General features: G+C 44.4%; 10 protein-coding genes and 1 pseudogene. 3 read left to right on the top strand and 8 right to left on the bottom strand.

Features of this window, described 5'->3' with window-relative positions; genetic code table 11:
- Together WS42_RS04990 and WS42_RS15340 are read left to right on the top strand one after the other, a co-directional pair.
- Positions 1-286 (top strand): annotated as a pseudogene (locus tag WS42_RS04990) (M60 family metallopeptidase); the annotation flags it as partial.
- A 63-nt stretch (positions 287-349) separates the two neighbouring features.
- On the top strand, positions 350-1,048 hold the full coding sequence (locus WS42_RS15340) for a thioredoxin family protein (RefSeq protein WP_087394351.1): 699 nt from the start codon (positions 350-352) through the stop codon (positions 1,046-1,048).
- 315 nt (positions 1,049-1,363) lie between these two features.
- On the opposite strand, the gene WS42_RS04980 is transcribed toward WS42_RS15340, so the two are convergent.
- The 8 genes from WS42_RS04980 to mdh all read right to left on the bottom strand — a co-directional run bounded on the left by WS42_RS04980 (position 1,364) and on the right by mdh (position 11,221).
- Entirely contained in the window at positions 1,364-2,779 is a 1,416-nt protein-coding gene (locus WS42_RS04980) for a monomeric [FeFe] hydrogenase (protein ID WP_022160011.1), read from the bottom strand.
- On the bottom strand, positions 2,766-3,032 hold the full coding sequence (locus tag WS42_RS04975; protein WP_256316269.1) for an NAD(P)H-dependent oxidoreductase subunit E: 267 nt from the start codon (positions 3,030-3,032) through the stop codon (positions 2,766-2,768). Before WS42_RS04975 ends, WS42_RS04980 begins: the two co-directional genes overlap by 14 nt.
- Positions 3,033-3,088: 56 nt before the next feature.
- Entirely contained in the window at positions 3,089-4,267 is a 1,179-nt protein-coding gene (locus WS42_RS04970; protein WP_022160012.1) for a SpoIIE family protein phosphatase, read from the bottom strand.
- 80 nt (positions 4,268-4,347) lie between these two features.
- The gene (locus WS42_RS04965; protein ID WP_229053317.1) at positions 4,348-6,066 is read right to left on the bottom strand and encodes a [Fe-Fe] hydrogenase large subunit C-terminal domain-containing protein; all 1,719 of its coding nucleotides are present in this window, start codon (positions 6,064-6,066) and stop codon (positions 4,348-4,350) included.
- Positions 6,067-6,114: 48 nt separating this feature from the next.
- On the bottom strand, positions 6,115-6,357 hold the full coding sequence (locus WS42_RS04960; RefSeq protein WP_013613428.1) for a (2Fe-2S) ferredoxin domain-containing protein: 243 nt from the start codon (positions 6,355-6,357) through the stop codon (positions 6,115-6,117).
- Positions 6,358-6,589: 232 nt separating this feature from the next.
- Positions 6,590-9,592, bottom strand: coding sequence for a protein translocase subunit SecDF (gene secDF, locus WS42_RS04955; RefSeq protein WP_046402330.1), 3,003 nt, complete (start codon positions 9,590-9,592; stop codon positions 6,590-6,592).
- A gap of 118 nt (positions 9,593-9,710) precedes the next feature.
- A complete protein-coding gene (locus tag WS42_RS04950) occupies positions 9,711-10,196 on the bottom strand; it encodes a retropepsin-like aspartic protease (protein ID WP_046402329.1) in 486 nt (161 codons plus the stop codon).
- A gap of 89 nt (positions 10,197-10,285) precedes the next feature.
- Positions 10,286-11,221, bottom strand: coding sequence for a malate dehydrogenase (gene mdh, locus WS42_RS04945; RefSeq protein ID WP_013613431.1), 936 nt, complete (start codon positions 11,219-11,221; stop codon positions 10,286-10,288).
- A gap of 309 nt (positions 11,222-11,530) precedes the next feature.
- On the opposite strand from mdh, the gene WS42_RS04940 reads away from it, so the two are divergent.
- Positions 11,531-12,733 (top strand): pyridoxal phosphate-dependent aminotransferase, encoded by a 1,203-nt coding sequence (locus WS42_RS04940; RefSeq protein WP_022160016.1) that lies wholly within the window; start codon positions 11,531-11,533, stop codon positions 12,731-12,733.
- The last annotated feature ends 37 nt before the right edge of the window (positions 12,734-12,770 follow it).

Raw genomic sequence — 12,770 nt, 5'->3', positions numbered from 1 at the left:
GACGGCCAATAGTCTGGAGGCTTTTGAAAAACAATTACCTGTCAAAGGAATGTATGGGGCTGGAGTATTTAAAGTAAACTCTTTAAGGTGTAAAGTGCTTAGCGGAAGCTGGGAAAATGCAGTGGTATTTGAAACCTATAAGGGAGAAACCCTGACTCATGTGGCCATGGCGGGTTCCGGATCTGAAAATAAAGAATTTACCTCGGTATGCTATCCGGAAGGTTCTACACGCATTGAGGCAGTGGGGTGGGATGGTAGCCGCACTTTAGTATACGGTTCGAGATAAGTCAACAGACTTATCTCTGTAATTTATTTAAATAAAGAATATTATAAATTTGAAAAATAATATATGAAAAGAATACTATTATTAGGGTTGTTTTTGGGTATCGGTGTACAGCTTTTTGCTCAGGGAATAGATTTTAAACCGGTTCCTTTTTCGGAAGCTTTGAGAATGGCTAAGACACAGCACAAGATGCTGTTCGTAGATTGTTATACTTCCTGGTGCGGACCATGTCGGTATATGGCGGATAGCATCTTTACCCGGAAAGAAACCGGCGATTATTTTAATAAACGTTTTATTTCTGTGAAGTATGATATAGAAAAAGACGAGGCAAAGGAATTTAATGCCCTGTATACGGTGGGTTCGTTTCCGACATTTTGGATCTTTTCTCCTCAGGGGGAAGTGATATACCGGATGGGAGGAGCTTCGCTCACCGTAAAAGAGTGGTTGCGCCGGATGGACGTTGCCGTGGAAGAGGGGACAAAATTGGAAAAGCTCCGGCAGAATTACCGGAAAAACAAGAATGAAAAAAATACTCAGGCCTATCTGGAAGCAATGGGAAATATCCAGTTTGGAGAAGGAATCAGTGAATTATTTTTGGAACAGTTTAGAGAAACTTCCGATAAGATTGATTTTCTGTACCAGCACAAAAATTTCCTGACCAAGCACTTGTCGCCGGTACATTTTGAAAAATTCAGGAAAGCCTTGAAGGAGTGTGACGGTTATGTTCCGGAAATGGATGAAATTTTCAAAGGCGTGTTCTTTTAGGCTACAATAACGATCGGATGAAACAGAGGAACGGAAATTGGGGACCATCCGATCTTTCAAGAATGGAAGGGTGGAAAATATGTTTGAATGAACTTAAATAGATCTTAGCTGTTGTTTTTTAATTAGAATCTGATGCAAATAATAGCATTGGGTGTTTATATACATGTTTACACTAAATGTATCTTTTTCAGTGACAACGGTTAACTTTTGAAACTTCTGTAGCTAAACGGTACGTAATTATAAGATCGATGCCCCCTGCGGCCGTAAAAAGGCGGTACAGGGGACATCGATTTGACAAACCAATTGTTCTTTTAGTTATTCCAGTACTTTTTTGATTTGTCGTTTGGCTAAGGTGAGGGGAGCTAATGAACAGGGACCGTTGATACAACCTCCGTCGCAGGCCATCACTTCGACGAATTGAGCGTCGGGTTTTTTAGCCATACTCTTCAATAGGGCTTGATTTTTCTTATCCAACCCTTCGATATGAATATTGGAATATTTGTTACCGATGGCATTGACAACAGCTGCCTGGACTCCGCCGGCCTGAGCAAATCCACGGCCGTACTTCGTCACTTCGTGGTTGAGCTCTTTCTCGCTGCAATTGGCTACATCTATGTCATAAGCCACCATAAAAGCACCCAGCTCTTCGAAGCTCATCACATAATCCACTTCGTCGACCGAATCGGCTTCATGGCGTTTGGCCAGACACGGTCCGATGAATACGACTTCGGCATCCGGATATTTCTCCTTCGCGTATCGGGCTGCATAGACCATCGGGCTCCGGGTTTCCGAAACATAGGGTTTCAGCATCGGAGCATGCTTGTCCACCCAACCGGTATAAGCCGGGCAACAAGAGGTGGTCATAAAAGCTTGGCCTTCCTGCATTTTTTCTTCCAATTCTTTGGCTTCGTTTGCAGCTGTGATCTCGGCACCGAGAGCAACTTCGATCACATCGTCGAAACCGATTTGTTTGATCGCTGCCAGCACTTGCCCCGGAGTGGCATTGAACTGGCCATAAATAGCAGGAGCAGGGATAGCTACGATTTTTTTCTTCGGATTACTAATACTTTTGTGTATATCGATGATTTTCGACCGTTCCATGATAGCTCCATAGGGACAGGCTTGCATACATTTTCCGCAATAGATACACTTTTCTTTATCGATATGTTCTACGCCTTCGGCATCTTTACTGATCGCTTTTACGGGACAAACGTCTTCGCAAGGAACAGGCGTGTATACAATGGCATGATAGGGGCAAACTTTCTGGCATAATCCGCAGCTGACACAATCCTCACTGCTGATACTGGCTTTGCCGCCGATAAACGAAATTGCAGCTTTGGGGCAGTTCATCACGCAAGGCCGGCCTTCACATCCCCGGCAAAGGTTTGTGACGGCATATTGTGATTGGATACAGGCACTACAAGCTTCGTGGACAACAGAAAGGATATTTTCCTTCATATTTTTATTAGCCATCGCCATGCGGGCGAAATCGGAGAGATGGATCAGGTCGATCTCTTCGTCTGTAATTTCAAAGCCCAGAATCGAGATAATCTTGTGTTTGAGGATGTAACGGTCTTTGTGGATGCAACACCTCACCGGTCGCTTGTTACGTGGACGCATTTCGACAGGGAGATATTTCAGACCTGTGATCAGTTCGTCTTTTTTTAATAACTTGACAATCCGGATTAATAACTCCCGTTTGGTGAGCATCGCAAAATTATCGTACAACATGTCTTAATTCTTCTTTTATAATTCGTAATAGGGTTTCTTTACTGACACCGGTTATGATTTCTCCGTTCAGTTCTGCAAAAGGAGGTGTATCTTTGCCGTTACACCGTTGCAGACAAGGAGAAAAGGTGATTTCAATGCCTTGTTTTTCTTCTTCAGACAGCAATTCTTCTATTTCCATTAATTGGGCTCCGCCCATGACATAACACATGGTTCCTGCACATAATCTCAGCTTGATTTTGTCCATAGGATTCAAATTTAAAATTTCTTTCCTGTTAATGTGTAGTCTTTGATGTGTGTCATTTTGAGGGGTCAAAGATAGGTAATTTCTACATCTTTCAGGAATTTCGTTTCTAATAAATATTTAATTTTTTTTACCACATTACGCCGGATTTCCAGTTCTACGGGTAGGTTGGGATCCTGATGTGCCACATTGATCCGGGTACCGACGATAAAGGTGATTTTATCACTGTTTTGTATCAGATTAACCAGGTCGTTGGCCGGACCCTGTGATTTTTCGGGGACCCCTTGGGTTAAAAGCCGCTCCACCTTACTTAAGGTCAGAATCCCTTCCGTGATTAGGTCGATTCCTTCCATATAGGAGAGTGGGGGGAGTTCTTTATCGGTGATATCCATACTGACCTGCAGGGGGAATTGAAGTTCCCGCGAAATAATCGTGGCTGTCGTTCCTCCGCAGAGTACTTTTTTACCTTTGAAATCCCTGACTTTTTCTGCCAGATACCGGTCTTTTTTTTCATCGTAAGGCGGGCCCGTACAGATGAGCAGATTGCGCGGCGTTCGCCGGTAAATGACACAACAACTGGTGTCGTCCAGCAAACGATAGTTATCGTTGCGTTCGGCCCTTAAAACGATCTTGCGGGCTAATTCTTTCGCCGATATACCGGGGTGCTGGCTTAAGGTTTCTGCGATATAGATACCGACTCCTTCGTCCCAACCGAAAGGCATATTACTGCTACCCATTCCCGATTGGCTGACTCCGTCGGAAAAACAAATCAGGCGGTCTTCTTTTTCCAGCTTGAACTCCGATATCCACAGATAGGTATTTTCCAGATCTTCCCGTTCGATCGGGATCTTTTTTTTCCGGATTTCCACTGCCTGTCCGCGACGAAACAGATAGACCGCCGGGCTTTCGTATTCCACAATCCGGGTATTCCCGAAACAATCGATGTCGAAGATACAAAAGGTGGAATAACTGATTTTACGGACCATATCCTTAGGCAGGGTATGGATAATCGAGAGAGCGGTTTGGAGAATACTTTCGTTCATGGCTGTGTAATTCATGGCCATGGTAGCGGTCATCGCCGATAAAACACTGGCTTTGATGCCACTCCCTAAACCGTCCGATAATACACTGATGATCCGGTCTTCCTCTTTTAACTTCTGGGACATGTAACTGTCTCCACAGACGATATTGCCTGCTTTATTTTTTTGGAAACAGTCTACTTCTATAAATATATCCGATTCTTTCATTCTTCCTTTTTCTTATAAACTCGTTCCCCCATCTTTTCCCCCTCCAACCTTTTTTCTCCCTCCCCTCTTGCTTCTGGCCTTTAGCTTTTTACCTTTTCCCCTGCCTCCATAATCGACCGTAGGGTAGCATCGGTAAAAGCTGCATTTTCACCTAGCAGGCAAGCCACTTCCTGTACTGTAGCCATATATTTGCGTACCACTTCCTGGGTTTTTTCCAGCATCCATTCTTTACGGACATAAGGTTCCCGAAGATCCTGTAAGATTCCGAATACCAGGCGGTGGGGTTGGATATTATAAATAGAGAGCAGCCAGATTTTATCGCCTTCCCGGATTTGCCTTTCCGTGATCTCTTTACCTGTGTTCAATACCGTGCGGAAGAGGTCGGTGAAGCTACAGATTTTGTCTAATTCAACGCCTTGTAATCCGGGCGAAGCTTCGTAGACCATGACGACATCCTCTCCCAGCAGGTTGGCACAACAGCTGTTCATATCGGAGATTTTCAGATCATTATCGACCAGTAATACGCCTGCCGGTATTTTTTGTAACAAGACGGTCGCTTTGTCGTGGGCCACCCGTCGCATATAGGATACGCACATGTTTTCTTCTGCCCGGCCTTCGACCAGGGCTACTGCAAAATCACGGCAGGAGTCATAACCACACCCGCTACAGTTGAGCTCGTCTTCAGGACTGTTTTTACCGACAGCAGATAAGGCTTGCTTGATCTCTTCTTCTGTATGCCGGGCTGCCGAACAGTCGTAAGCCTTGAATGTCGTGGTCAGATCGATATGCCCGAGATCGGGAACGGTACTTTCGGGGTGTGCGGCCCGGTGTTGCTGAATATTGTATCTTTTGATGGCCAGAGAGGTCTGGCTGAGTTTGGCCGGACCATTGATGCAGCCTCCTTTACAAGCCAGCAGTTCCAGAAAAATCGTATCTTTTTCCCGGCGTGTATCCAGGTTTTTGATGACATCTTTGATATTACTCAAATCGGAGAAAGCCATTTTTACAATCTTTTTGCTTTCACCGTCGATACCCGGAAGCATGCCTCCTTCGACAGGATACAGAGAACCGATTCCGGCCTGCCAGGGGATAAAGTGATCCTCTGCAGCCGGAGCTAATTGTTCGGGATGAATATTTTCTTTTTCAAACCAGTTTTTCAGGTCTTTAAAAGTGATAGCCACTTCCACCAGGTCTTTAAAATGATCCGCTTCCAGTTTCTTACAGATACATGGGCCTGCAAAGATGACTTTTAAATCGTTTCCGTAATAGTCTTTTAAAATTCTGGCATGGGCTAACATAGGGGAGAGCATCGGCGTGATGGCCGGAGTATGCTCGGTGGAGTATTTCCGGATGTATTCGACCACTACCGGACAGGCGGAAGAGATATACACTCCCGGTTGCGATTGCTGTAGATAATCCGATACCCGTGAAGAGACCAATTCTGCACCGATCGCAGTCTCGGATACTCCTGAAAAACCAAGTTTGCGGATGGCTGCGATAAGTTGTCCGATGGATAAATCTTCGAATTCACAGGCCCAGGAGGGGGCGAGGGATAAGATTACCCGGGGATAATTCTGCAAGATAAGACGGGTACGGCTGACCCCGTCCCGGATCTTTTTTGCACCGGTAGGGCAAACTTGGGTACAGTGGCCACAGTAGATACATCGTTCTTCTATGATGTAGGCCTTATTGTCTTCGATCTGAATCGCTTTTACCGGACATTCACGGACACATTTATAACAGTCCTGACAATTTTCCGGTTCGGTATAGATCGGTTTTAAATCCATAGATCTGTTCATGGTTGCTGGGTAAACTGTGTTATGGGTGAGGTTGCCTTTCGCCTGTTATTATTTTATCGGAAATTCTTCCTGAAGTATTTTGTATAAACCCGAGAGATTGACCTCTTTGTAGACTTTCTCGTCGATTCGGAGGATCGGACCGCTACTGCATAATTCTTCGCACAGATGACCGGAGAATGAAATCTCGGCTTCCAGGTGATTTTCTGCTATGTATTTCTTGATCACTTCGAGATGGACATTGTTTCCCCGGGAATAACACGAACTGCCCAAACATATTTTAATTTGACGCATAGGACATTTTTAGGCAAATATAGTGAAAGGCGAGAGCAAAAACAACAAACTGGTTTGATTGATTTTGCCAAGCCGCATCCTATATTATACAAATATAGTGAAAGGCGGGAGCAATGACAAATGAAAACTTTGTTTTCAAATTTGGCATGGCCGAGCCGCATCCTGTATTATACCAATAAAGTACAAAAAAAACGCCTTTTGCAAGGCGTTTTCTTATGAGAGTGAGAACTGTTTATTTCTTCACGACAGTCGTTTCTTTTTTACCGAATCTCTTTCTGAATTCGTAAGCTAACGGTGTGGCCACGAACAGAGAAGAATAGGTTCCTACGATGATACCGATCAACAGAGCGAATACGAAACCTTTGATAGAAGTACCACCGAAGATGAAGATCGCTAACAATACCACTAAGGTCGACAAAGAAGTACTGAACGTACGGCGTAATGTAGAGTTCAATGCAGAGTCGGTTACTTCCAGATCGTCGCGTTTCGGGTACAGATGATGGTATTCACGGATACGGTCGAATACAACCACCGTGTCGTTGATCGAATAACCCACTACGGTCAGGATGGCTGCAATAAAGGCCTGGTCGATCTCCAGAGAGAAAGGCAGGAATCCGGCCAACAGGGAGAACAAACCTAATACGACAATGGTATTGTGAGCCAATCCGAGGACGGCACCGGCACCATATTGCCATTTGCTGAACCGTACCATAATGTAAACGAAGATCACTAATAAGGCAAAGATTACCGACCAGATTGCAGCCCGGGTGACATCTTCCGCCACTGCCGGTCCCACTTTCTGCGACATTTGACGATAGTCGCTCAGGAATACTTCTTTGCTGGTACCGTCGGGTAAGTAGCTTTTCAACCCTTCATACAATAAGGCCTCTACTTCGTCGTCAGCTTCCGTTCCTTCATCTTCGATTTTATACTTGGTGGTTATTCTGACCTGATTGTCTCCGCCGAAAGTTTTTACTTCAGGAGCACTTCCATACACAGCAGCCAGACTTTCTGCTACTTTTTCCACTTCTACCGGCTGGTCGAAAGCAACCGTATAAGTTCTACCTCCGACGAAGTCGATGCCTTTATCGAATCCGCGGGTGAACATAGATACCAGACAAACAACGGTGATAATACCGGATACCGTATAACCCACTTTCCGTCTTTCGAGGAATGGGAAGTGTACGTCCTGCAACCAGTTGGCTGTAAATGGAGTGGTAAATCTGACGTTATCATTTTTCTTGGATGCATTGTCGAGAATGATCCGGGTAATGAAGATCGCACAGAACAATGAAGTGAAGATACCGATGATCAATGTGGTTGCGAAACCTTTGATCGGGCCTTCTCCAAAATAGTAAAGGATGAAACCGGTCAATAAGGTTGTTACGTTACCGTCGATGATGGCGGAATAAGCTTGTTTGTAACCTTCTTTGATGGCTAATCTCAACCCTTTACCTGCTCTCAATTCTTCCTGGATACGTTCATAGATCAATACGTTGGCATCAACCGACATACCCATTGTCAGGACGATACCGGCAATACCCGGTAGGGTCAATACCGCTCCGATAGAAGCAAGTACACCGAATAAGAAGAATAAGTTGGTAAACAAAGCGATGTCTGCTGCCAGACCTGCTCCTTTGCTATAGAAGAATAGCATGTATATCAGAACCAAACCGAAAGCGATCACGAACGACCACATACCGGATTGGATAGATTCGCTACCTAAGGACGGTCCTACGATCTCATCGGCAATGATACGTGCCGGAGCAGGTAATTTACCGGATTTCAGGATATTGGCTAAGTCCTGGGCTTCTTTTACGTCGAACTGACCGGAAATCTGTGAGCTACCCCCTTTGATTTCATCGTTCACGTTCGGTGAAGAACAAACATAACCATCCAATACGATAGCGATGCTATGGCCCACATTTTCTTTGGTCAGCCGGGCCCAGACTTTAGCTCCTTCTCCATTCATATTCATGGATACCACAGGGCGTCCACTGTTGTGTTCGTATTCCTGACGGGCATCGACGACAGCACCTCCATCCAGGGGAGCTTTGCCGTCACGGGTCGTGATTTTGATCGCATGTAAAGCAATAACCTCCCCATTGGGTTTCATTTCCCACAGCAGACGGGCATTACGGGGAAGAGTCGCTTTTACTTGTGGCATAGCCAGGATTTCATTTACCGCTGCCGTATCTTTTACATGAGAATAACCTATTAAAGAACCTGTCGGGATGATCTGGCCGCTTTGACGGTCGATATTAGGTGTCAGAACGGAGAAAAGAGGATTCGCTTTTTTGAAAGCAGCTTCATCGGCCAGCAGATTATTGGTAGAATCTTGTGCTGCGGCCTGAGAAATCAGGCTGTTGGCAGTTGTATCCGCTTTGGCTGTTTCCGGTTGTTCTGCCGTTGCATTGGCTGCATTTTCAGTAGTCAGTATCTCTTCAGCTTCAACGATAGTACGGGCTTTTTCATTGGCTGCTTGCAGATAAGGAAAGAAATCTCCGTTATCGAAGGTTTCATAGAACTCCAACGCTGCTGTTCCTTGCAACAATTTTCTTACCCGTTGAGCATCTTTGATACCCGGAAGTTCGATCACGATACGACCGGAGATATCTGCTTTACGGATATTAGGCTGTGCTACACCGAAACGGTCGATACGTGTACGCAGAATATTGAATGTATTGTCGATGGCTCCTTCGGCTTCCTGACGGATAACGTCTAAAACTTCCTTGTTACTGGCTCCGATTTTGATTTTATCTTTCAGTTCTACGGTTCCGAAAATATTCGGAGAGGCCAGCTGTGCATTCGGGGCAATTCTCTCGAATGCTTCGCCGAACAGGGTTACAAAGTCTTTCGGGCTGGATGTACGCATCTTCACCGCTTCTTGTAAAGCCTGATTGAAAGCTTCATCCTGACTGTAGTTGGCCAGACTGCGGACCACGTCGACCACGTCGACTTCCATGGTTACGTTCATACCTCCACGCAGGTCAAGACCCAGATTTAATTCCAACTCTTTACACTCTTTGTAAGTGTATTGTGCAATTCCCAGGAAATTGTAAACTTCCTTGTTTGCAATAGAATCCAGATAAACTTTTTCCTTTACGGGATCTCCCTGCGCATATTCCCTCGCAGCTTTTTCCACCCGATTGGTTTTCCAGGTAAAAGATAACTGGTAAAGACTCACTAACGCTAATGCAATAGCAAGTAATGTGATCGCTCCTTTATTCTGCATTTTACAATAAATTATTATATGACTTAATTTTTGCTAATTCTTTAAGCACGATTAATGCGCAAAAGTATAATATTTTTTCTAAAAAAACAGATAATTCTGATTTTTAGATGGTAGATTATTAAAAATACATGGTAAATTCCTTTTTCCGGTAATCGATAGCCACCTGATACCTGACACAAAAGTCACACCCCAATAATCCGATAATTTTCCGGTTGAGATGTTTGTCGTACATTTCGTTTACATATTTTAAATCGATAGCAGCCAACGGCATCTCTTTGATCGTACGTTTCCCGATTTTAAATTTAGCTGCTTTTACTAAATGTACGTCGTGGATCTGACCGGTGACGCTACCCGATGTCATCTGAACGTCTGCTTCTTCGGGCAGGTCTTCCGGGAACACCTGTCTGTCGACGACGGTGACCGATGCGCCGGTATCGATAATCATATCTCCTTGTATACCATTGATTTCTACCGGTACGATCAGGTGGTAGCTGTTGTCTTCCAAACCGACTATTTCAACGGCTACTGTCTGAATCCGGCTATTGATATAAGGATGATATGGAGTCGTAAAATGGCAAGCCTTTTTATTTTTTTTCCTCTTCATTTCCCTCTTGCTTGATAGTTGAGGCGCAAAAATAAGAAACCGTCCTGATTTTCGGGGCGGTTTCTTTATTTTTAACCTTTAGGCTGTTTTTAGAACATTTTCATGTCGTCCAATACGGTCATCACCGATTTAACAGCTTTTGCAGAAGTTGCTAACAGTTCCTTTTCCTGATCGTCGAGTTTTACTTCGATGATCTTTTCGATACCGTTTTTACCCAATACAACCGGAACGCCCAGATAGATGTCTTTCATACCATATTCGCCGTTCAGCATAGCGCAAACCGGGAATACCCGTTTCTGATCGCGGATGATCGCTTCGACCATTTGAGCTGCAGCTGCACCCGGAGCATACCAGGCAGAAGTTCCCATCAGTTTAACTAATTCGCCGCCACCGACTTTGGTACGTTCGATGATTGCCTGCAATTTATCGGCGTCGATCAATTCGGTTACAGGAATACCACCTACAGAAGTGTAACGTGGCAGCGGAACCATTGTATCTCCATGTCCACCTAATAACAGTGCCTGAATATCTTTCGGAGATACGTTCAGTGCTTCGGCTAAGAAAGCACGGTAACGGGCAGTATCCAATACACCGGCCATACCGAATACTTTAGATGAATCGACTTTAGCAGCTAAGAAAGCACAATAACACATCACATCCAAGGGGTTGGATACAATGATGATCTTAGCATTCGGAGAATGTTTGATTACATTTTCAGTAACAGATTTTACAATTCCGGCATTGGTTGAAATCAAATCGTCACGGCTCATGCCCGGTTTACGGGGAAGACCGGAAGTGATCACCACTACTTCAGAATTATCAGTCGCTGCATAATCATTGGTTACACCTTTAATACGGGTGTCATACAAATTGATCGGGGCAGTCTGCCACATATCCAGCGATTTCCCTTCGGAAACACCTTCCTTGATATCCAAAAGAACCACTTCGTTTACGATGTCTTTTTCTGCAATGCAGTTTGCGCACGTTGCACCAACGTTACCTGCTCCAACAACTGTTACTTTCATTTCGTAATAATTTTATTGTTATACTTAATCATATATTAGCTTTTTCGGAGTTTTTATTCCGACGTCAAATTTACTCCTTTTTTGATCTAAAGCAAAATATTAGAGAAAAAATTCTTTAATTTTGAGGATAATTTAATTAGGTATACAATAAAATATCCCGCTAACCTTTTCCCTGTAATTTAAAGTTAGGGGTTAAGTTTTGGATACAATGTAGAGTTGCCGGGTTTGGCTGTGATTTTGAATTGAAGTTCCTGGAATTTATTATTATCTTTGCCCCTCAATTACACAAAAACAATAAATATTCAACGAATGCCAACCATTTCTCAACGCGGTATAGATATGCCCGCATCTCCTATCCGGAAATTGGTCCCATTGGCTAATCGAGCCAAAGCCAAGGGAACCGTCGTTTACCACCTCAATATCGGTCAGCCGGATTTGGCGACCCCGGAAGTGGCATTACGAGCGGCGCACCATCTGGACCGGGAAGTGCTGGAATACTCTCCCAGTGAAGGCATTCTGAGTTTTAGGAAAAAACTGGTAGAATACTACCACAAATTCAATATAGATGTCTGTACGGACGATATCATCATCACTACCGGAGGATCGGAAGCTGTATTTTTTTCATTTATGGCCTGTCTCGATCCGGGAGATGAGATCATCGTACCCGAACCGGCTTATGCCAATTACATGGCTTTCGCGATTTCCTGCGGAGCAGTGATCAAGACGATTTCTTCTACTATAGACGAGGGCTTCGCTCTCCCTTCGGTAGAAAAATTCGAAGCTTTGATCACGCCGCGTACCAAAGCAATCCTGATTTGTAATCCCAACAATCCGACCGGCTATCTGTATACCCGAAAAGAAATGAACCAGATCCGGGATTTAGTCAGGAAATACGACCTGTTCCTGTTTTCCGACGAAGTATACCGGGAATTTTGTTACACCGGTGCACCCTATATCTCGGCTTTTCACCTCGAAGGTATCGAAAACAACGTCATTCTGGTCGATTCTGTCTCCAAACGCTACAGTGAATGCGGTATCCGGATCGGGGCTCTGATTACTAAAAACAAACAAGTCCGGGAGAATGTGATGAAATGGTGTCAGGCTCGCTTAAGTCCTCCTTTGATAGGACAGATCATGGCCGAAGCTTCACTGGATACTCCCGAAGAATATATGCGCGACGTGTATGATGAATATGTCGAACGCCGGAAATTCCTGATCGACGGGCTTAACCGGATCCCTGGCTGTTATTCTCCTATACCTATGGGAGCGTTTTATACAGTGGCCCGTCTTCCGATAGACGATGCCGATAAGTTCTGTGCCTGGTGTCTGGAAGAATTCGATTACGAGGGTCAGACCATCTTTATGGCTCCGGCTTCGGGGTTTTATACTACTCCGGGATTAGGTAAAAACGAAGTCCGCCTGGCTTATGTCTTAAAGAAAGAAGACTTGGCAAAGGCTTTGGTGGTTTTGGAAAAAGCACTGGAAACTTATAATAAAAAAGGTAAAAAGTAAAAGGCTATAAGCTAAAGGCTAAAAGCGGAAGAGGAGG

This window comes from Odoribacter sp. N54.MGS-14, assembly GCF_000980295.1.
GTDB classification, from domain to species: domain Bacteria; phylum Bacteroidota; class Bacteroidia; order Bacteroidales; family Marinifilaceae; genus Odoribacter; species Odoribacter splanchnicus.
This window is presented reverse-complemented; position numbering and strand designations above follow the sequence as displayed.

Coding starts and splice junctions, on each gene's coding strand:
- WS42_RS04940 (WP_022160016.1), top strand. CDS start 11,531: ATGCCAACCATTTCTCAACGCGGTATAGATATGCCCGCATCTCCTATC.
- secDF (WP_046402330.1), bottom strand. CDS start 9,592: ATGCAGAATAAAGGAGCGATCACATTACTTGCTATTGCATTAGCGTTA.
- mdh (WP_013613431.1), bottom strand. CDS start 11,221: ATGAAAGTAACAGTTGTTGGAGCAGGTAACGTTGGTGCAACGTGCGCA.
- WS42_RS04970 (WP_022160012.1), bottom strand. CDS start 4,267: ATGAAAGAATCGGATATATTTATAGAAGTAGACTGTTTCCAAAAAAAT.
- WS42_RS15340 (WP_087394351.1), top strand. CDS start 350: ATGAAAAGAATACTATTATTAGGGTTGTTTTTGGGTATCGGTGTACAG.
- WS42_RS04960 (WP_013613428.1), bottom strand. CDS start 6,357: ATGCGTCAAATTAAAATATGTTTGGGCAGTTCGTGTTATTCCCGGGGA.
- WS42_RS04950 (WP_046402329.1), bottom strand. CDS start 10,196: ATGAAGAGGAAAAAAAATAAAAAGGCTTGCCATTTTACGACTCCATAT.
- WS42_RS04965 (WP_229053317.1), bottom strand. CDS start 6,066: ATGAACAGATCTATGGATTTAAAACCGATCTATACCGAACCGGAAAAT.
- WS42_RS04980 (WP_022160011.1), bottom strand. CDS start 2,779: ATGTTGTACGATAATTTTGCGATGCTCACCAAACGGGAGTTATTAATC.